Source organism: Pseudomonas sp. NyZ201 (genome assembly GCF_049860765.1).
In the GTDB taxonomy this organism is placed as follows: domain Bacteria; phylum Pseudomonadota; class Gammaproteobacteria; order Pseudomonadales; family Pseudomonadaceae; genus Aquipseudomonas; species Aquipseudomonas bharatica.
In genome coordinates, this window is the sequence record NZ_CP187557.1 from 4,759,108 (window position 1) to 4,778,014 (window position 18,907).

An 18,907-nucleotide genomic window follows, 5' to 3' on the forward strand; every position below is an offset into this window, starting at 1 on the left:
TAATAAAAATAATCCACCACATATCGATCCATGTCAATCGAATGAATGGTAGCGCTGTTCTTTTTGTGATTTAGGAAGGGAATCGCCAGAAATGAGCCGTGCTGTTCGTCTGCTCGTTGATAGCCACGAGGCGATGCTGCGGGGATGCAGGAATGACTATGCGTAGCTGATAGCGCTGGCTGGGAGGCCAGAAAGGAGAAAGGGCAACGGCACGCCATCGGCGTCGCCGTGCTTATGAAGCTTGGTAGCGAGACAGCCGCGTCTGCGGCCTGGGATGGGATCTTTGTCGGGTTGTGTTTTTCGTATTTTCTTTCACGAGCCTACGAGAGCGGCCCATAAACGAAAAAGCCCGCGAACCAGTAAAGGTCGCGGGCTGTTTCATATCTACGTCACACCGAAGCGCCTCTAAGGTTCGCCTCGGACGGCGGTACGACTGGACTGGCTCTGACAGAGCATTTGCTTCCTAGTACATACGAACCGCTGTGAAAATGGTGGGTCGTGTAGGATTCGAACCTACGACCAATTGGTTAAAAGACAATTGGGATCTAGGCCGGGATGTCCACCTAGGGAGGGGTTTTAAGCTCCATTCCAACGCCTAGACACGCAGCCTCTAATGAAATCCACATTAGAGGCATGGCAATGACACACCCGAAGAAAGCAAAACGAGCAGGCCAGGTTTCCACCAAAGGCGGCACCGGAAAATCCACCGGCTCCACCAACCTGGGCGCATTCATCGCTGACGCAGGCCTGCGTACGCTCCTCATCGATCTGGACCCAGTCCAGCCCTCAGCATCCTCCTACTATCCTCTCGAATACACCGCTCCGGGCGGAATTTTCGAGTTGCTGTCCTACAACGAGACGGGCAGGGACAAGATCATCTCCCGCACCTCGATCAAGAACCTGGACGTCATCATCTCCAACGACGCCAACAACCAACTGAACAACCTCATACTGCAGGCACCCGACGGGAGACTTCGACTAGCGAACCTGATGTCGGCTTTCGATGCCGATTACGACCTCATCCTCTTCGATACCCAGGGCGCCCGCTCGGCCATGCTGGAAATGGTCGTTCTTGCATCCGATATTATCCTCTCCCCCCTCCCCCCGAACATGTTGGCCGCGCGCGAATTCAGCCGTGGGACCATTCACATGATGGATGGCCTGCGCAGTTACGCACGCCTCGGCCTCACCATTCCGCACATCAACATCATCATCAACGGACTGGACGAAACTGCTGACGCGCGCGAGATCCACCGCACCGTCCGTGAAATTTTCGACGGGAACCCTGACTACACCGTCCTTCAATCAATCATTCCCGACGCCGTCATCTTCAAGAAAGCCGCAAGCCAAGGTGTACCGGCGCACCGGCTGGAATACCGCCAACCTTCGAACCGTAAGTCACCGGCGGCGCTGAACATTATCCGCAGCTTGGCGATCGAGGCCTTTCCAGAGTGGACGGACCGCTTCGAAGCAATGACCGAAGAGCGAGTAGCCGAAATCGTCAAGGAGGCACGTCGTGACTAAGCCTCAAATATCTCAAGCAGTTGGTTTTACCCCTGACGAGGTTGCCCGGCTCGGGAACATGTTCAGTTCCCAAAACCTGCGCAGCGTTCAGACAAAGCTCACCGCGACAGCGACCGAGTTGCGGAACCTTGCAAACGGACGCCAGCGCGGCGAAGGTCTCATAGCAAATTTGGGCGCACTTCTAACTCCAGATCAGTGCCAACTGCTGTTGGATGCCTCCCGACTTGTAGAGTCGGTCGGCCAGAGCGTGACCCATGCAAAAGAAAAGCGGGTTCGGACCGAGAAAAATACGAAGCGCCGACAAGATGCGCGGGACGCACTGGCGAAGCAGTTGGTTGCCCGTACATTCCCATTGCCCACCGACGCCCATAACGAGCTGCTGGACACCATTAAAGCTGCACTCATCCTGAATCGTGCACGGCAGTTCTACACCACCTACAACCCTTCTGAATTCAACGTTTACCTCAGAAACGAGCTGAAAACACCTGATCGGCTCTTCGGACAATCGGCTGAGCAACACCGTGTCGGCAATATCAGATCACTCCGTTACTTCATGATCAGCGACCTGACCAGCCACCTTGCTTATGACGATGGTTCATCGGTTGAGGAACGCCTGCGACTTCTTCAGGAAAAGGTGGCCGAAGCTGTTGCCGTGACAGCCTTGACGGCAGACGAAAGCGAGACACTGCGCCAGTGGAAAGCGGCCTTGCTCCAAAGTAGTGGACAAGGGGAAGCGCCATGAAGGTATCCCTCCCTAAAACACTCACGCTGGGAATGCTCCAGGATCGCCTAGCAACGATCAGGCAGGAGCACCAAGAACCCGCCTGGGCGCCTGTAAAAGTGGAGCTGAATGGAATGCCATTCCAGCTCAACACCGGCAATTTCACGGTGGGCGACGATGGCACTTTTGCGTTTGATCTGTGCCTTCCCAATGCAGCTGTGGCGGCTATCCAATATGTCCTAGAACATCCATGTGAGTCCCCCATGGAGTTCCTGCGCTGCTGGAACGAGGGCAATTTTGCAGCTCTCCGCGCTGAGTGGCCAGCTGTGCCTGCGGAGGTTTTCATCGGTGCGGACCCTCTCTACAAGAATGCAGGAGGCGATGAATGAACATCGTCCCCATTCGCCTACGTGAGCTGTTTGACTTCGGTTCGCTGAAAACCCTAGCCGCGTTCATATCTTCCTTGATCAGTCGGCCTCTTCGCCTCAGGGAGGGTTCCTGATGGACAAGGAAAAGATCCTCGACAAAGTCACCAAGCTGATGGCCTTGGCCTACAACCCAGGGGCAAACACCAACGAGGCAGCAACCGCATTGCGCCAGGCCCGATCTCTCATGGCCCGGTACAACATCGAGTCCGACGAGCTTCGTGCCAGTCTCGTACTTGAAGCAAGCATTCCAACGGGGACTCGTCGCTCGCCAGCAGACTGGCTGCACTCTCTAGCCGCAACGTGCGCGACCGCGTTCGACTGCAGCCACCTTTCCTATTACCACCCATCGAAGGGGTACTGCTTCAAATTTCTGGGCAAGGGGATAGGTCCGGATCTGGCTGCCTATGCCTACAGCAGTTTGATCCTGCAGTTGCAAAAAGCCCGTCGCGAGCATGTTTCGCAGCAGAAACGATGCCAGCTGAAAACCAAACGTCGTCGTGGGCAACTATTTGCCGAAGGATGGATCGCTGCGGTGGCATTCAAAGTTCGAGAGTTTGCCGGTGACCTAGATCCAGAGACCCAGGCTGATATCACCGCGTACTTAAACCTACATCACCCACAGTTGGAACGTTCCACTATCACGCCGAGCGAAGCCAAAGGCCATGACAGTAGCTCATTGCAAGCTGGAATTCAGCAGGGCCAGCGGGCACAGCTCCACCGTGGAGTCGGTCGCGATACACAGCCAGCCATTGCCCTCGGAGGTTCCAGATGATCGATCTGAACCTCTCACCACCTCATTCGATCGAGGCCGAGCAGGGGGTCTTGGGCGGGCTGATGCTCGATAACGATGCCTGGGACCTGGTTGGTGATCGGCTACAAGCTGACGATTTCTTCCGGGGCGAACACAAAAAGATCTTCAAGGCGATCCAGAGCCTGTCTGAAAAGAACAGCCCGTTCGATGTGGTGACGATTGCCGAGGTCCTGCCGATTCCTGAAGAAGTCGGTGGCTTGGGGTACCTCGGCGAACTCGCGAAGAACACGCCCTCCGTCGCAAACATCGTTCACTACGCGGAGATAGTTCGAAACCGCTCGCACCTTCGCCGCCTCATGTCGTTGTGCTTCCAAGGCTCCCGCGAGGCTGCTGATCAGCAAGCAGAAGCGACGGCGGTCCAGGAATTGCTCGAGCAGAAGCTCTATGCCTTAGGCGAAGGCCGCGCTGTCGGCGAATTTGCTGACTTGAACAGCGCTCTTCTAGCGGTCGTTGAAAAGATCGATGCTCACTTCAATGGCAATGTAACCGTCACGGGCGTCCCGACTGGGATCACTGACCTCGATGAAATGACAGGGGGTCTCCAACCCGCAGATCTGATCATCGTAGGTGCACGCCCCTCCATGGGTAAGACCTCCTTCTGCTTGAGCGTAGTAGACGCCGCTCTCACAAGCTCGCCAGACAAAATCGTCGTGATCTACAGCATGGAGATGCCAACTGAGGCGTTGATTTATCGGATGTTGGCCATCCTGGGACACATCGACTTGAGCAGACTGTTGAAAGGCAAACTGCTGGATGAGGACTGGCCAAAACTGACTGCTGCGGTTCACAGGATGAATAGCTACGGCAACCGCCTGGTCATCGACGACAGCGCGAATCTCACCCCTGCAGCAATGCGTGCGAAAACACGGCGTGCGAGCCGGCGGTTTGGAAAGCCATGCCTGATCATGGCCGATTACCTGCAGCTAATGCACTGTCCCGGGCAAGAAAACCGGGCAAATGAGATCGGGAAGATTTCAAACGGTCTCAAGGCAATTGCGAAAGAGTTCCACTGCCCCTTGATCGCCCTATCACAGCTCAACCGCGAGCTGGAGCGACGGCCAAACAAGCGTCCAATCAATGCCGACCTCCGCGATGGCGGCGCCATTGAACAAGACGCCGACGTGATCATCTTCGTCTACCGGGATGAGGTCTACAACAAGGACTCCGAGCACAAGGGCATCGCCGAGCTGATCCTCGGCAAGCAGCGCCAAGGGCCGACTGGATATGTCCGTGCAGCCTTCATTGCCAATCAAACCCGCTTCGCAAACCTCACTGCCGATCACTGGCAAGGAGCCTCAGCATGACGCGCGTTCAATCACCAGCGCTCACCCACATGTGCCGCAACTGCGGCCGGCATTTTTCCCTGCACCAGGTGCGCGAAGTTCATGCTGCAGAGCACACGCCAGAAGGTGAAGCAGAGGTCCTAGTATGCCCGGTCTGCGGCAGCTACGACCTCGATCCTCTTTCGGAGGTGCCCAATGCAGGCTGAGCAGATCTACCCTTCGATCTCTGCGATCGTAAATACCGACCAATCGGCTTTGGCCTTTGCGCACCGGTCAGGTGTAAACGCGGTTTGGCTGGAGGCTCTCGGCCAGGTTGTCTCACGACTCACCCAGTTCGGTGAGGCCACGGTGCCTGTTGAGTTGAATGAGGCTCTGCAAGAGCTTGCACGGCTGAAGTACATCGAGCTGGAGAGCGATTGTGCTGGAACGCTGGCAGCCACCCTTCTTGGCCAACCAGCCTTGCTGACCAATTACTTCTGGTCCGTATGGGTACCAAGGCACCTCCTGAGCTGCGGTCTGAAGGTCGCAGTAACCCCCCATCTGACCAACTCCGTGGACGAGGCCAATCACTGCACCGTGGTCTTCCGCATTCCTGGATCGCGCGAAACAGCACGTGAGTTCCTCACCGACCTGGCGACCCAATACCCCGGCTGCACCCCGGAGATCGTGGCCATCCAAGCCGGTGATGCACTTTGCCAGAAGGAGGTCGGATCCAATGCGTAACCTCCTTCGCGGCGCGCACGACAGTGTCCGTCGGCTTGCCGAATTCGCCCTCTCCGAAGGCTGGACTCTCTCCCGCTCCAGCAGCGGGCATCTGAAATTCAGCAAGTCCGGCTTTACACCGATCTTCACGTCCTGCACGCCCAGCGATCGCCGTACCGAACGTAATACTCGGGCGCTGCTCCGCCGGGCCGAGACCCAAAACACCGCCTCCCGGGGGATTCAATAATGCCGATTCGACATGCAATCTTTCACCAGCTCGATAAGCAGCCCGACGGCAACCCGGCCATCCTTCACGCGCATGACTCAGAGCTCCCGGCCACGGATGCCGTCGAGGCTCTCCAGGCTGACCTGAACGACAGCTACAACGCCAAGCAAGGCAAGGTGTGGGGCTTCTTCCACGGGGAGTCGGGAGCGTACCCATTCAGCGGCTGGCTGAAACAGTACCTGGATGAGAAGCAAGACTTCACCGGCTTCACCCGTGTGTCTGTCGAGCACCTGCAGAAACTGATTGAAGAGATCAACCTGTCCACCGGTGGCCACGTGCTCTTCAGCCATTACCAGCAAGGCCTGACTGAATACCTGATGATCGCAGTCCTCCAGCAGGTCCAGACCGTTGGCCTGGATGATGATCTCAACGTTGTCGTCTCCCGCTACCTGGACACCAATAATTTCTCCTGCGCAGCCCGGATAAACCTGAGCGAGTGGCAGAACAATCCAAACTCGAAGCAGTACATCTCAATCGTCAAAGGGAAGACTGGCAGGAAGAGCTCGGACTACTTCCGCGACTTCATCGGCTGTCAGGAAGGCGTCGACGGACCAGGTGAAACCCGCACGCTCCTCAAGGCGTTCACCGAGTACGTCGAGAAAGAGGACCTGCCTGAAGAAAGCGCGCGTGAAAAAACTCATGCGCTCCTTGATTACGCCACGACTCAAACGAAGCTCGGCCAGCCCCTCCATCTGCAGGAACTGTCAGAAGTCCTCGATGAAGATCGACCCCAGGCGTTCTACGACCACATCCGCAACAGGGATTACGGCTTGTCACCCGAGATTCCGGCTGACAAGCGGGTGCTCAACCAGTTCCGCCGTTTCACCGGCCGAGCCGAGGGTCTGTCGATCAGCTTTGAAGCGCATCTGCTCGGATCCAACGTCACCTACGACGCCGGCACCGGTTCCCTGACGATCAAGAACTTGCCCACTCAGCTCAAGGACCAGCTGAAACGTCGTGTCACGGAATCGGGAGAGCTTCAATGAAAGAAGTTCAGCGCCCGATACTGAGGTATCACGGGGGGAAGTGGAGACTTGCTGAGTGGATCATCCAGCACTTAGCTCCCCACCACACGTACGTAGAGCCGTTTGGTGGTGCAGCATCTGTTCTGCTGCGCAAGCCTCGAAGCTCTGCGGAGATCTATAACGACCTGGACAGTGAAGTAGTCAACCTGTTCCGTATGGCCCGGGACCGTGGTGATGAACTTCGCAACGTCCTCGCACTGACCCCCTTCGCCCGGGAAGAGTTTGCTGCAAGCTACAGCGAGACGGCAGATCCTCTTGAGCGTGCCCGGCGGATGGTACTCCGCTCCTTCCAAGGGTTTGGTAGTGCAGCTGCCAGCGGGGAGCGCACGGGGTTTCGCTCAACGTCAGTTCGATCAGGCACCTCACCTGCGGTGGACTGGCGTAACTACCCTGATGCTTTAGCCACAATCATTGAGCGCTTACAGGGAGTCGTGATCGAGCATCGCGACGCTCTGGCGATCATGGAGCACCACGATCGGCCGAGCACTCTGCATTACGTGGATCCACCCTATGTTCACTCCACTCGTAGCACCAAAGTTCGCCACACCTCCACCGGCAAATCCTATCGGTACGAATTGAGTGACGAAGAACACCTGCAGCTCGCCACCTTCTTGCAGAGCAGACAAGGGATGGTGGTGCTCTCAGGTTATCCCTGCGCCCTTTACGACGATCTCTACAAAGACTGGTACCGGGTAAGTAGGCAGGCATACGCCGACGGTGCGCGAGGGCGGACCGAATGCCTCTGGCTGAACCCCTCAGCCTTTCAAGGCCTGTCTCAGTTCGATTTTTTCGCTGCTGTTCCAGACCACAGCTACCGCCCCTTCATTGCCCGGCGCTGAGCGCTCCCGCATTTTTTGGAGAACATCATGAATGCAACCAACTCCCGTACCGCCGACAAATTCGTAGTTCGCCTGCCGAATGGCATGCGTGAGCAAGTCGCGGAAGTGGCCCGCAAGAACCATCGGTCCATGAATAGCGAGATTATCGACCGCCTCGAACAGTCACTGAACACCCAGTTCGAGCCGGCTCAGCCGATTCTGGACGGTTCCCTCAATGCCGAAGAACTGAAAGCCGAGCTGACCCGCGCATACCGGGTCATCGATCGCCTGCTGCAAAACGCCGCTCCTACCCAGGACGATATCCAAGAGGTGCTGCACCTGGTCCGCAAGCAAACTCCACTGGGCCAGTCTCACGTCGCGACGGTAGGAGCTTGATATGGCCGTTACAGACCTGAAATCCAAGCTCCTGGCTCCAGGCTTCAGCCCCACAGCCTCCAGCGCTGCCATGACCGACCCTATCGCTGATACACCTATGGTGCTGAGCGTCGACGTTGTTCTCCCTTGGGAGGACAACCCTCGGACCACACGCAATCCCCGGTACGACGAGCTCAAGGAATCGATTCGCAACCGGGGCCTCGACACCCCCCCGCCGATTACACGCCGTCCAGGTGAGGAGAAGTTCCGGATCCGCAACGGTGGCAATACTCGACTCACGATTCTAAAGGAGTTGTTTCAGGAGACTGGTGATCCCAAGTTCCAGACGATCAATTTCTTGTTCCGCCCTTGGGACCAAGCCCGCGGCGAGATCATCATGCTTACCGGGCACCTGGCTGAGGATCTCAAGGGTGAACTCAAGTTCATCGAACGCGCCGTGGGTGTAGGGAACGCAAAAGCGCTGTATGAATCCGAGAGTGGGGAGGTGATTGGGATTCGAGAGCTCTCTCGCCGCCTGACGAAGGACGGATACCCAATCTCCCCTTCTCATATCAGCAGGATGCTGGACACCCTGCAATATGTGTTGCCAGCCGTCCCTGGCTTGCTCTATTCAGGCCTCGGTATCGACCGTATCACTAAGATAATTGCGCTGAGAAAATCTGCGTTGGCATGCTGGGAAAAGCATTACAGCAATGAAGGCGTCGACTTCGAAATGCTGTTCCAGGACGTCCTTGCTCAGTTCGAAGGTGAAGCAGAAGAGTTTCTGTTCCAGCGTTTCCAGGACGAGCTCATCGGCACGATGAAGAAATCGCTCCCACTGGGATATGAGGACATTCTGCTAGAGATCACCCAACAGCAGGACAGACTTCGTCGCTCAACGCCGGTGGTTGAGCTGCCTGCAGCAGCTCCTGCTCCTGCCACTACTCCCCCTCCTCCAACTGCTGGTGGAGACTCAGCACCTCCCCCTCCACGCCAGGCGTCTGGAAATACCGGAGGTTCTCAGAACCCCGCATCTGCACCACTTCCTCCACCTGGTCCGGCGCCGGGCACCTCGCTCACCTCTGAGGAGCAGCAGGCAAGGATTGCAGGGCATATTGTTTCCCCTGCGAACCTCAGCCAGCGGGTGATAGAGACAAAAGCGAAGCTGGCCGCACTCAGTGGCGAGACACTGCCCGACTTCAACTCGAACTGCTTGGTCGCGATCCCTGTCCAGGCCGGTGGACTGCACCCCATCACAGACCTTTGGTACATCGAACGGCAGACTGAACACCCTGCAGAGTTACGCAAGCAGGTAGCCCAGCTGGCAGTGGAGATTCTCGAGTCCGTCAACGGCCCTGGCGATATCCAGGCAATCAATGGCGGGATCGGTTTCAAGTACAAACAGCCGGACACCGAAGTTGAAGTCACTGCAACAGCTCAACATACGCTGACACTGCTTCAGTCATTGAGCGGGGCCATGGCCATCGCTCTGAAGATGCTGAACGAGCAACCAGATCCTGCCAGCGCATTAGCTGAGTTTGAGTTTGCAGCCGGCCTAGGCCAACTGCTGCTGGGCCAGCCCCTGAGTGCTGAACAGTCCCCAGGAGACGACGGCCGTTTGAGCGACGGAGCGCTGGTCAAGTTGTTCCGCATCATTCGGCTAGCTCGCAGGTTGATCGACTTGGAAATCGAAGAGTTCAAACGGTCCTCGGAAGCCCAGGGCAACTGAACACTCGATGAGATGAATGGGAGGGAGTCTCAATGTCCAAGTCAACACTTAACGAAGCAGTTCTGTCGCAGCTTCTTGACCTGATGCGCAATGGTCAACTTCAGCGCTGTGTGGAGATGGGGGTGGAACCTGAGGTGCTGGGCCAGATCCAGCATCCCACAGTTCTCAGCTTGCTCCGCAACACACCGGTCAGTTGGGTCAACGTGTCTATCAACAGTTCGATGATCCTCAAGCTTCTGACCGGGGCTGCGCGCTCAGAAGAGGAAACACGTCTTATTGATCGAGCGATCCGCCTGGGGGCCACTACCAGCTTGCTCAACAAGTTCTTCGGGCTCACCCCTCAAGAGATCGCACTGCAGCGCACCGTTATTGGGGTTCGAGCCCCGCGCGGACGGTGGCCCGAGCTTTCCGAGGATCAAGACCATCATATTTGGCATCGCTGGACCAAGTTGATGGATGAAAACCAAGTGGAGCTCGAGGACAGCCTGGCCATGCTTGACGTTGCCATGCTGGTTGCTGAAGAGCTGAGCACCGATGGCTTAACACTTGCGCAGATCTGGTCTCGTATCACTCAGTGGATCGAACAAGGCCTGTACCCAGGCAGCAAGGAAAAGTCCCGACTATCTGAACGTCGACAACTCACTCTGCTGGACGAGGGTGGCATACGCCGTGTCGAAGAAAGCTGCCCCGCCTCTGCCCACTTTGGAGAAGGCGAACATAGAAAATGAAGCTCTCCCGGTTCCCGATTTCCACGCTCCTAGATTCGGCCTCGGGGCAACTCGAGGCCCATGTACAGAAGAAGAGAGCTGAGGACACCGCCCCTACTGCAACACCTGCTACACCCTACTCCGGGATCATATTCAGCGGTAATCCGCATGAAACGGTCCCGCGTAAGCTCCTGCTCGACAATCGGCTGACCCCCTTGGAACGCAATTGTTGGCAAGTTTTCCGACTACTTGTCAATGAGGATGGAATCACTGCCTTCCCCACCTATGACCAGCTACGGCCGTACCTGGGCATGATCCCAGGGAAACATGCTTCTAGAGAAACCGTGGCAAAGGCATTGACCGTGCTCCGTCTAACCCGCTGGTTAAGCTTGGGCAGGACAGTCCGCAATGAGATCAACGGACGGGTCCAAGGGAATGTCTATCTGCTCCACGACGAGCCTGTAACACCGGCGGAAGCGCTGGAGTTCGACAAGGACTACATGACCTTGCTGATGGATTCCATGGAGCATCAGAACAACGCGATCAAGGACATCGCGGCCATCACCTGGCGCGAATTCACCAGCGATCCCGACGTGGGCCGACGACTCCCTTCGCGCATTGACACGATTAGCGATCGGCTGAATGCCCAGACTTGGGCTGTAGAGATCAAGCAAAATGCGCTGCCCGCTCCTGAGTTCGGAATCCGTACTCAGCGAGATTTAGCCCCGGAAAGACTGAGTTCGGATTCCGAACTCAGTGCGAACTCAGCGAAACAGGTGGTCCTGCCACTCAGTCCGGAATCCGAACTCAGGCTAAAACCGCTGAGTACATCCTCAGTTCGGAATCCGAACTCTGATAGTACGTATACAAATACAGACAAATCAGTATCTAAAAGCTCTGTACAACCGCGCGCGAGCGCAGGGGTGAATTGGTTGCTTGCCCTGGATCTTCTCAAGCCAGAGGATCGTGTGAAGGCACGAGAAATCATGGGGACGGTACCGGAGCTTGTCCGAGAGGCGGTGATCAATCAGTGGAAGCATCGCTGCGCAAACGGAAAGGTGGCCAAGCCCCTGGCATACCTGACAACGCTTGCTGGCAAGGCCATCCGAGGCGACTTCAACGCGGAGTGGAGCCCTTCCGCTTCCGCTCCCGCTGCCACTCCCACCCCAACGCCTCCAGCAGCACCGAGGGTCGCGCACCCGATCCAGACAATCACTCAGAAGCCGGCACCGGCACCGACAGCGACCATGATGCAGACAGCGAACTCTGCGCTCGCCTCGCTCCAAGCTCTGCTTGACCCACGTCGGCGCGCGGAGCCCACCGATGAGTGATTGGATGAGTTCTGAGATCACACTGGGACTTGGCTCCATCCCGTTGGGCATGCTGGTAGGCCGCCTGTGTGCCTGGGTCGCCCGCTGGCTGCCGGCCCTCCTCGAGCACCAATGGCAGCGTGATGCCCGTGAGGTACTGCGATTGGATCCCGAGAAACCTTCCGACCTTCAAGCGGCCAGAGCCCCATCGCTCAGAACCTGGACCGCGCAGATCAGCTGCGCCGCCTTGTCCCTCGTGGTGACAATGCATTGTGGGCCAACTATGCAGGCCTTCTGTACCCTGCTGTTCTCCTGGCTGCTTCTGACTTTGAGCTTAATCGACTTTGAGCACCAATTGCTGCCAGATGCGCTGGTAATGCCAGGACTATGGGCTGGCTTAGTCCTCAACTCCTTCGGATTGTTCATAGCACTGCAGGACGCACTTTGGGGATGTGTTGTTGGCTTTGGGAGCCTCTGGTCTGTGAGTCAAATAACCGGACTCATTACTGGACGAGAGAGCATCGGAAGAGGAGATATCAAGCTATTCGCCTTGATGGGCGCATGGGGCGGCATACAGCTTCTTGGTTGGACACTGGTTTGCTCTCTGCTAGGTGCGGCTCTCGCCTCCTTGTTTCTCATGCTCCTCGGAAAACTACCTACCGACACAAAAATTCCATTTGGGCCGTTCATCTCCGCCGCAGGCTGGAGCGGATTTCTTATTCTCATTCATTGATTAGCAACCCTGGGAACACCACTCGGATGAGTAGTGCAAGCGGCACTACCTGGCAGTGTTGCGGCCCGCAACACCACCGACCTGGCCAGCGGCGTCGACGGCCAACCGAGTGTTGCCACCGGCACCACCTGGGAGTGTTGTGGCCCGCAACACCCAACGACCTAGCCACCGGCGGCGACGGGACAGGTGAGTGGTGCTACTAGCACCACCTGCCAGTGTTGCGGCCCGCAACACCCAACGACCTGGCCACCGGCGCCGACGGGACAGGTGAGTGGTGCTACTAGCACCACCTGCCAGTGTTGCGGCCCGCAACACCACCGACCTGGCCAGCGGCGTCGACGACCAACCGAGTGTTGCCACCGGCACCATCTGGGAGTGTTGTGGCCCGCAACACCCAACGACCTAGCCACCGGCGGCGACGGGACAGGTGAGTGGTGCTACTAGCACCACCTGCCAGTGTTGCGGCCCGCAACACCACCGACCTGGCCAGCGGCGTCGACGACCAACCGAGTGTTGCCACCGGCACCACCTGGGAGTGTTGTGGCCCGCAACACCCAACGACCTAGCCACCGGCGGCGACGGGACAGGTGAGTGGTGCTACTAGCACCACCTGCCAGTGTTGCGGCCCGCAACACCACCGACCTGGCCAGCGGCGTCGACGACCAACCGAGTGTTGCCACCGGCACCACCTGGGAGTGTTGTGGCCCGCAACACCCAACGACCTAGCCACCGGCGGCGACGGGACAGGTGAGTGGTGCTACTAGCACCACCTGCCAGTGTTGCGGCCCGCAACACCCAACGACCTGGCCACCGGCGCCGACGGGACAGGTGAGTGGTGCTACTAGCACCACCTGCCAGTGTTGCGGCCCGCAACACCCAACGACCTGGCCACCGGCGCCGACGGGACAGGTGAGTGGTGCTACTAGCACCACCTGCCAGTGTTGCGGCCCGCAACACCACCGACCTGGCCAGCGGCGTCGACGGGACAGGTGAGCGCTGCTACTGGCACCACCTGCCAGTGTTGCGGCCCGCAACACCAGGATGGTGTGCACCGACTAGGACAAATCCAGCACCCCGGGTTCTTCATTTATTACTGCGCCCCCAACAGCCTAAAAGCAGCATGGACATCGTTCGCCCACCTTATATAAGGAAACCATGTCCATGGCTGACAACTATCAGCTCAACATCGGCTCCCTCAGGAGCCAGGTCCAGCTGACTCTCCACACTCACCATGCCGCCCGAATCTGGCTGGGTCGCCAGAAGACCGACGACAAACACAGCATCCTAGGGCTGGCTGGCTTCTGCCTTAAGATCAACCAGATCGACCGTGGAGCGGCCCAGGACGACCCGTACTCCGACTGGTGGATGATCAGGATCGAGGAGAAAATCCAGGAAGTAGATGATGCCCTCAAGGCCATCGACAGCCGCCTGGATGGAGTAATGGCCCAGTTGCCGAAGGCGCTCGAAATCGGCGAGAACCTCTCCATCCAGCCGCTGAAACTGCCGCTCTTCATTTCCAACCCGCTGGGCTTCAAGGGCGTCCATCTGCTGACTCAGTACGACGAAGTCGTCCGTAGGATCCTGCTGGCTCAGCACGTCGCCATGATCGGTCGCCGCGATGGCGAGATCTGGATCGATGAAGGTGCTCACTTGCTGCGCAGTCTTTTTGGGCTGGCCCAGCTCCATCGCTTCTCCGGCGCATCGCGCGACGACTTCGCCGCCAACAATGCCCGAGCTGAAAACGCGCGCGAAATGTACAAGCGCCACGGCGATATCCCCCAGGACATCCTGGAAGGCACCCGCCGCTCGAACTTCGCCCCGCCCATCCGCCGTGGCTCCGCAGGCCCGGTCGAGGATGTGGATGACGAATTCGAAGGCGAGGCATGACGCTCATGCGATCGGACACCCGACCAACGGAGGCACTGCAACAGGGTGCCTTCAAACCGCTGCAACAGGGTGCCTATCAGGGGCTGCAACAGAGTGCCTCACTAAAAGGCCTTTTAAAGCCCTTTAAAGGTAAGGGGGAGCTGGTCCAGCTGGCGGAGCATTGCGCATCGCTGGAGGCGGGGCTGCGCGCTCTGACACAGGAAGTGCTGGCCCAGGTTCGCCAACATCCATTCGCCCTGCTGCCAGTCCGGCTCATCGAGCAAAACACTGCCGCTGGCACAACCTTTCTTCGCTGGCAAAGCGTGCAAGGTCGGCGCATGGGTGTCGGCATGTGGGCTCAGATGGTACACGCCCCCAAAACACCAACCCACTTGCTGCAGGACCTGTTTGCCCTGGAGCAACACCGAATCACCCTGAACATGCAGATCAGCCTCATCCACTCAATCGGCAAACAGGCCGCCGAGTGCGCTGAAAAGATGGGGCAGGCCGAGGCCGAATATCAGGCTCGACTGCAGCAGGTCATGAACCCACCTCAACACTGAACGGAGATAGACCATGGGTACACCAGTAGTTTGGGAAGGCAACGTCGGTAACGCAGCTGAGCACCGTTCGTTCGCCAACGGCAACAAAGATCCGCGGCACATGCTGCGACTCAATGTGATGTTCGACAACTCGATCCCTGACGGCCAGGGTGGCTACAAGGATCGGGGGGGCTTCTGGGCCAACGTCGAATGGTGGCATCAGGATGCCGAGCGGTTTGCGGCTCTGTTCCAGAAGGGCATGCGCGTGGTGGTGATCGGTCGCGCGATCATGGATAGCTGGACGGATAAACAAAGCGGCGAGGAGGTATCTGCGCTCAAGGTCGAGGCCAGCCGGATCTCGATTCTTCCACACCGACTCGAACACGTAACTCTGTCTGGCGGCGGTCAGCGTCCGACCAACCAACCGCAGGGTCAGCCACGCGGTCAAGCCACCGGCGGCCAGGCTCAAAACGTTCCTCAGCCTTCCCCCGAAGACATGCGCCACTACAACGACGGGTTTGACGACGACATTCCCCTGTAGCCCCCCCCTTAATTTGGCGCGCCACATCGCGAAGCTCCTGGTGACAAGGACGTCACTTCGAGTTTCACCTCCCTTCGATGAGGCATCTCCACGGCATTCTAGCCACAGCCTGGCAGGCGATTTTTCAGGCGCCTCTCGTGAAGTCACTGGGGGCAAGGACGGATCGTCGTCACCTCATTCCGCTTCGAGGTATCGGCCCATGCACCACGCCTACCCGGAATATCCATCCGTCAAAGCGACTGTAGACCCCTCGCGCTACATGGATGCCGTTCGAGCTCTCAATGGGGTCCGCCAGGTCTTTTGCGACGGCGAATCCATCATGCTGCCGGAGGCCGAAGTGGAGGCCATCGAAATGCTTCGCCTCCGGTTCAATGCCACCTTGGAGTACGGGCAGGCGGAGGAGTATGAGTTTGCGACCAAGGCCCGGGATGCAGGAGTGAAAGCTGAGCTCCTTCGACTTGGGCAGGCAGTTTGCGACATCACAGGTCAACACGCTGAGGTGATGGTTCGTGCCGCACTGGAGGACCCCAGCGCGACGCTGCTGGCATGGTCGGCACTCTACCGCTCAAGCATGATTCCCCACTAGCTGTGGGGCATTGGCGTGACAGCTATTTTCAGGCGCGCCACTCGTGAAGTTTCCGGAGTCAAGGAGGGATCGTCGCAGCCCCCTCCTCTGGACCTGCCGTCTGATGCCTCGCATTTCTGGCGATAAGGACCTTCTGTTGCGGCCGCAGCTCGTGAAGCTCCTACGACGAGGACGCGAACTCGTAGCCGAAGGGGCGCTGCAAGCAGCGCTTGCCCAGGTCAGGGGCACATTTGAAATGCCAGCGTTGGCAAATTACCATTTCCTGAGGGCATCTCCGTTCTACGGCTGCTAACTTGTATCGAAGTGAGCCACAGGGTCGTAAAAAACGCCCTTTCGGGGAATTGCTGGTGGCCAGGTCGTTTGAGGCGTGACTCGCCCGGCGTGAACAGTGGCGCTGATGGAGAACAATCGATGCAGAACGAAGATGCCCAGGAGCGAAAAGCGGACAGGCGCCAGTTCAATAACCCCCATCCTGCGGTGGAGGCCGCTGGGGTTGAAGCCGCCGAGAAAGGGCTGCCCATATATGCCTGCCCCTACAAGCACCCTGCCATGCTTGCCTCCTGGCTGAAAGGGTACAAGCGCGCCCAGCAGCTCACTCTCAATTTTTGACCCTTCCTCCGTGGGCCTGAGCCCTACCGAATTCCCTCCCTTCCAGTTGACCATTTCGCGTTGTGCCGTCCCCGGTCGGCGGCAAGAGTGCTCCCTGATTTATCTGTGCAGGGGCACCCTATGAAACTCATGATCATCGAGGCACCGGGCAAGCTGAAGAAGCTTGGGCCCATGATGAAGAAGATCCGCTCTGGCGAGCACTGGGTGGTGGTGGCATCTGGTGGTCACATCCGGGATCTCCCCCAGTCGGGTCAGGACGACACGATGATCACAACCGGCGTCTTGAAGACCCTTCGTCCGGTCTACGAGATCCTGCCCAAGAGTGCCCGCAACGTCAGCACCATTCGCAAAGCGCTCAAGGACGCCACGGAGGTGTACATCGCCACCGACCCGGATCGGGAGGGGGAAAGTATCGCCTGGCACATACAGCAGGCGCTGGGGATCCGCGAGTACAAGCGAGTCACGTTCAATGAGATCACCCAAGCCAGAGTACGAGAGGGGCTGGCCAATGCACGGAGAATCGATGGGCAACTCGTTGCCTCACAAGAGTGCCGGCGAGTGCTGGACCGCCTAGTGGGCTACCTGGTCACGCAGGAGCTTCGCAGGGTCCTGGGCCAACCTACCTCCGCTGGTCGAGTTCAATCACCTGCCCTCTACCTGGTGGTGTTGCGCGAGCGAGAAATCAGGAACTTCAAGGTGGTCCACCACTTCGGGGTAGAGCTGACCTTCAAGGACGAAGCCACCGGTATGGACTGGACTGCCGTATGGCAACCCATCCCCGACTTCGCGAGCAAAGAAAACCCCTATATTCAGGATGGCACACTCGCGGCAAGGGTTGCCGCAACGCGCGCGGTCATTGTCGAGTCATGTGAAGACGGCAAGAAGCGGCGCCCGCCGCCCCCACCGTTCATTTCATCCACCCTGCAGCAGGCGGCCAGCGTAGCGCTGAAATGGGACCCGGACAAAACCATGCAGGTCGCGCAGCGCCTGTACGAGCAGGGCGTGATCACCTATCACCGGACGGATAACCCCAACTTGGCCGATGAAGCCATGCCAGATATCCAGGCAGTGGCTCGCAGGCAAGGCCTCGACGTTGTTGACGAGCGCCGGACGTTCAAGGCTGCGGATAGCGCCCAGGAAGGTCACCCCGCAATTGCGCCAACCGCGTGGGAGGATGAAGTCGCAGGCGAGTCTGCTGAAGAGCAAGCGCTGTACAAGCTCATCCGGATCAGGGCGCTGGCCAGCCAGCTCGCAGACGCCATCTACGACGTGCGCATGGCCAAACTGCTGGCCAGGGGGCCGGATCAGAGGCCTCTGCGCTTCGCCGCGACTGGCAGCACTGTCGCCTATCTCGGCTGGATGAAGCTTTTGCAGAAGGACGAGACGGATGAAGAGTCGACCGACATCCCCAAGAATCCGGTGCCGGTGCTCGAACCCAAACAGATCCTCAGCGTGCTTCAGGGTGAGGTGCTCAACCAGAAGACGAAGGCGCCGGCACGCTTCACCAAGGCAAGCCTGATCAAGGAGCTGGAGCGACTGGGAATCGGACGCCCCAGCACGTTTGCATCGATCATCAAGAACATCACCGGCAAAGGCCTGGTCGTTGAGGAGAAGCGCAAATTGGTCCCAGGCCCGTTGGGAGTGAGCACCATCGACCAGTTGGAGGGCCGCTTCAGCTTCGTCGAACTGGCGTTCACCAGCACGCTGGAGAAGGACCTGGACCGAATCGCACGCGGGGAGGAGCAGTACGGCTCGGTGGTCGCCAAGTTCTTTCAGCATCTCCAGACGGAGCTCGCAGCCCTCCGCCAGGCGCCCACAGTGGCGATGAAGGCGCGTTCACCTGAAGCTTCATCAGGCACCCAGGGCGGCCATTCCTGCGGCAAGTGCGGGATGCCACTGGCGCGCCGCCAGAAGCGCGGTGATGGGGGTTACGACTTCTGGGGATGCACCGGGTACAAGGTGAACAACTGCCGTGTGAGCTACCCCTCGGTGAGCGGCAAGCCGGATATGTCCAAGCCCAGGGGCATGTAGCCGAAATGCTTCGGGGGCGGTAATCCATTTCTCCTGTAGCCGCTTTCCCCCAACTGCCAATCTGCTCGCTCTTACGGGTGCGGGCAGGCGCACCTTGAATGATGACGAGTTGACTACTCATCCTCCCGGAGGTGCTTTTGGCCCGTTCCAAGAAAGTAATTGACCGGTTGAAGGCCGAGCAGGCGGACAATCCGAAGGTCCCTCATTATGAATCCCGGCCAGGCGAGTCGTGCTGGCCGTTACAACCTGACGACATCAAAACCGCTGGGTACTGGAAGCA

The 18,907-nt window shown here is 58.4% G+C and carries 21 protein-coding genes; all 21 read left to right on the forward strand.

All coding sequences use genetic code 11. From position 1 onward, the window contains the following. Positions 1–639 precede the first annotated feature (639 nt). The 21 genes from ACPFMA_RS21220 (at position 640) to ACPFMA_RS21320 (ending at position 18,627) form a co-directional block, all read left to right on the forward strand. Entirely contained in the window at positions 640–1,524 is an 885-nt protein-coding gene (locus ACPFMA_RS21220; RefSeq protein WP_009399663.1) for an AAA family ATPase, read from the forward strand. Further along, complete coding sequence (locus ACPFMA_RS21225; RefSeq protein ID WP_425928613.1) at positions 1,517–2,266, forward strand: hypothetical protein; 750 nt, start codon at positions 1,517–1,519, stop codon at positions 2,264–2,266. Before ACPFMA_RS21220 ends, ACPFMA_RS21225 begins: the two co-directional genes overlap by 8 nt. Further along, a complete protein-coding gene (locus tag ACPFMA_RS21230) occupies positions 2,263–2,634 on the forward strand; it encodes a hypothetical protein (protein WP_009399667.1) in 372 nt (123 codons plus the stop codon). The genes ACPFMA_RS21225 and ACPFMA_RS21230 overlap by 4 nt, the downstream gene beginning before the upstream one ends. Positions 2,635–2,746: 112 nt before the next feature. Continuing rightward, positions 2,747–3,445: a DUF2786 domain-containing protein gene (locus ACPFMA_RS21235; protein ID WP_425928614.1), complete on the forward strand. Its 699-nt coding sequence runs from the start codon at positions 2,747–2,749 to the stop codon at positions 3,443–3,445. Next, positions 3,442–4,788, forward strand: coding sequence for a replicative DNA helicase (dnaB, locus tag ACPFMA_RS21240; protein ID WP_425928615.1), 1,347 nt, complete (start codon positions 3,442–3,444; stop codon positions 4,786–4,788). Before ACPFMA_RS21235 ends, dnaB begins: the two co-directional genes overlap by 4 nt. Next, positions 4,785–4,973 (forward strand): hypothetical protein, encoded by a 189-nt coding sequence (locus ACPFMA_RS21245; RefSeq protein ID WP_080604760.1) that lies wholly within the window; start codon positions 4,785–4,787, stop codon positions 4,971–4,973. Before dnaB ends, ACPFMA_RS21245 begins: the two co-directional genes overlap by 4 nt. After that, positions 4,963–5,490, forward strand: coding sequence for a hypothetical protein (locus tag ACPFMA_RS21250; RefSeq protein WP_425928616.1), 528 nt, complete (start codon positions 4,963–4,965; stop codon positions 5,488–5,490). Before ACPFMA_RS21245 ends, ACPFMA_RS21250 begins: the two co-directional genes overlap by 11 nt. Then, positions 5,483–5,716: a hypothetical protein gene (locus tag ACPFMA_RS21255; protein WP_425928617.1), complete on the forward strand. Its 234-nt coding sequence runs from the start codon at positions 5,483–5,485 to the stop codon at positions 5,714–5,716. Before ACPFMA_RS21250 ends, ACPFMA_RS21255 begins: the two co-directional genes overlap by 8 nt. Next, entirely contained in the window at positions 5,716–6,741 is a 1,026-nt protein-coding gene (gene yejK, locus ACPFMA_RS21260) for a nucleoid-associated protein YejK (protein WP_425928618.1), read from the forward strand. The genes ACPFMA_RS21255 and yejK overlap by 1 nt, the downstream gene beginning before the upstream one ends. After that, positions 6,738–7,619 (forward strand): DNA adenine methylase, encoded by an 882-nt coding sequence (locus tag ACPFMA_RS21265; RefSeq protein ID WP_425928619.1) that lies wholly within the window; start codon positions 6,738–6,740, stop codon positions 7,617–7,619. Before yejK ends, ACPFMA_RS21265 begins: the two co-directional genes overlap by 4 nt. Positions 7,620–7,646: 27 nt before the next feature. Next, positions 7,647–7,994 carry an Arc family DNA-binding protein gene (locus ACPFMA_RS21270; protein WP_009399681.1) on the forward strand — a complete coding sequence of 116 codons (348 nt, stop codon included), beginning with the start codon at positions 7,647–7,649 and terminating at the stop codon, positions 7,992–7,994. Between the two features lies 1 nt (position 7,995). Continuing rightward, a complete protein-coding gene (locus ACPFMA_RS21275; RefSeq protein ID WP_425928620.1) occupies positions 7,996–9,702 on the forward strand; it encodes a ParB family protein in 1,707 nt (568 codons plus the stop codon). Positions 9,703–9,734: 32 nt separating this feature from the next. Beyond that, positions 9,735–10,430 carry a DUF2857 domain-containing protein gene (locus tag ACPFMA_RS21280; protein ID WP_425928621.1) on the forward strand — a complete coding sequence of 232 codons (696 nt, stop codon included), beginning with the start codon at positions 9,735–9,737 and terminating at the stop codon, positions 10,428–10,430. Further along, a complete protein-coding gene (locus tag ACPFMA_RS21285; protein WP_425928622.1) occupies positions 10,427–11,740 on the forward strand; it encodes an STY4528 family pathogenicity island replication protein in 1,314 nt (437 codons plus the stop codon). Before ACPFMA_RS21280 ends, ACPFMA_RS21285 begins: the two co-directional genes overlap by 4 nt. Then, positions 11,733–12,452, forward strand: coding sequence for a prepilin peptidase (locus tag ACPFMA_RS21290; protein ID WP_425928624.1), 720 nt, complete (start codon positions 11,733–11,735; stop codon positions 12,450–12,452). Before ACPFMA_RS21285 ends, ACPFMA_RS21290 begins: the two co-directional genes overlap by 8 nt. A 1,161-nt stretch (positions 12,453–13,613) precedes the next feature. Further along, positions 13,614–14,339: a PFL_4669 family integrating conjugative element protein gene (locus tag ACPFMA_RS21295; RefSeq protein WP_425928625.1), complete on the forward strand. Its 726-nt coding sequence runs from the start codon at positions 13,614–13,616 to the stop codon at positions 14,337–14,339. Further along, complete coding sequence (locus ACPFMA_RS21300) at positions 14,336–14,881, forward strand: DUF3158 family protein (protein WP_425928626.1); 546 nt, start codon at positions 14,336–14,338, stop codon at positions 14,879–14,881. The genes ACPFMA_RS21295 and ACPFMA_RS21300 overlap by 4 nt, the downstream gene beginning before the upstream one ends. Before the next feature lie 13 nt (positions 14,882–14,894). After that, entirely contained in the window at positions 14,895–15,401 is a 507-nt protein-coding gene (locus ACPFMA_RS21305; protein WP_425928627.1) for a single-stranded DNA-binding protein, read from the forward strand. Between the two features lie 199 nt (positions 15,402–15,600). Continuing rightward, entirely contained in the window at positions 15,601–15,987 is a 387-nt protein-coding gene (locus tag ACPFMA_RS21310) for a hypothetical protein (protein WP_425928628.1), read from the forward strand. A 411-nt stretch (positions 15,988–16,398) separates the two neighbouring features. After that, on the forward strand, positions 16,399–16,596 hold the full coding sequence (locus ACPFMA_RS21315) for a CrpP family ICE-associated protein (protein WP_023660706.1): 198 nt from the start codon (positions 16,399–16,401) through the stop codon (positions 16,594–16,596). 120 nt (positions 16,597–16,716) lie between these two features. Continuing rightward, positions 16,717–18,627 carry a DNA topoisomerase gene (locus ACPFMA_RS21320; protein WP_425928629.1) on the forward strand — a complete coding sequence of 637 codons (1,911 nt, stop codon included), beginning with the start codon at positions 16,717–16,719 and terminating at the stop codon, positions 18,625–18,627. The last annotated feature ends 280 nt before the right edge of the window (positions 18,628–18,907 follow it).

Coding starts and splice junctions, on each gene's coding strand:
- ACPFMA_RS21220 (WP_009399663.1), top strand. CDS start 640: ATGACACACCCGAAGAAAGCAAAACGAGCAGGCCAGGTTTCCACCAAA.
- ACPFMA_RS21230 (WP_009399667.1), top strand. CDS start 2,263: ATGAAGGTATCCCTCCCTAAAACACTCACGCTGGGAATGCTCCAGGAT.
- ACPFMA_RS21235 (WP_425928614.1), top strand. CDS start 2,747: ATGGACAAGGAAAAGATCCTCGACAAAGTCACCAAGCTGATGGCCTTG.
- dnaB (WP_425928615.1), top strand. CDS start 3,442: ATGATCGATCTGAACCTCTCACCACCTCATTCGATCGAGGCCGAGCAG.
- ACPFMA_RS21245 (WP_080604760.1), top strand. CDS start 4,785: ATGACGCGCGTTCAATCACCAGCGCTCACCCACATGTGCCGCAACTGC.
- ACPFMA_RS21250 (WP_425928616.1), top strand. CDS start 4,963: ATGCAGGCTGAGCAGATCTACCCTTCGATCTCTGCGATCGTAAATACC.
- ACPFMA_RS21255 (WP_425928617.1), top strand. CDS start 5,483: ATGCGTAACCTCCTTCGCGGCGCGCACGACAGTGTCCGTCGGCTTGCC.
- yejK (WP_425928618.1), top strand. CDS start 5,716: ATGCCGATTCGACATGCAATCTTTCACCAGCTCGATAAGCAGCCCGAC.
- ACPFMA_RS21265 (WP_425928619.1), top strand. CDS start 6,738: ATGAAAGAAGTTCAGCGCCCGATACTGAGGTATCACGGGGGGAAGTGG.
- ACPFMA_RS21270 (WP_009399681.1), top strand. CDS start 7,647: ATGAATGCAACCAACTCCCGTACCGCCGACAAATTCGTAGTTCGCCTG.
- ACPFMA_RS21275 (WP_425928620.1), top strand. CDS start 7,996: ATGGCCGTTACAGACCTGAAATCCAAGCTCCTGGCTCCAGGCTTCAGC.
- ACPFMA_RS21280 (WP_425928621.1), top strand. CDS start 9,735: ATGTCCAAGTCAACACTTAACGAAGCAGTTCTGTCGCAGCTTCTTGAC.
- ACPFMA_RS21285 (WP_425928622.1), top strand. CDS start 10,427: ATGAAGCTCTCCCGGTTCCCGATTTCCACGCTCCTAGATTCGGCCTCG.
- ACPFMA_RS21290 (WP_425928624.1), top strand. CDS start 11,733: ATGAGTGATTGGATGAGTTCTGAGATCACACTGGGACTTGGCTCCATC.
- ACPFMA_RS21295 (WP_425928625.1), top strand. CDS start 13,614: ATGGCTGACAACTATCAGCTCAACATCGGCTCCCTCAGGAGCCAGGTC.
- ACPFMA_RS21300 (WP_425928626.1), top strand. CDS start 14,336: ATGACGCTCATGCGATCGGACACCCGACCAACGGAGGCACTGCAACAG.
- ACPFMA_RS21305 (WP_425928627.1), top strand. CDS start 14,895: ATGGGTACACCAGTAGTTTGGGAAGGCAACGTCGGTAACGCAGCTGAG.
- ACPFMA_RS21310 (WP_425928628.1), top strand. CDS start 15,601: ATGCACCACGCCTACCCGGAATATCCATCCGTCAAAGCGACTGTAGAC.
- ACPFMA_RS21315 (WP_023660706.1), top strand. CDS start 16,399: ATGCAGAACGAAGATGCCCAGGAGCGAAAAGCGGACAGGCGCCAGTTC.
- ACPFMA_RS21320 (WP_425928629.1), top strand. CDS start 16,717: ATGAAACTCATGATCATCGAGGCACCGGGCAAGCTGAAGAAGCTTGGG.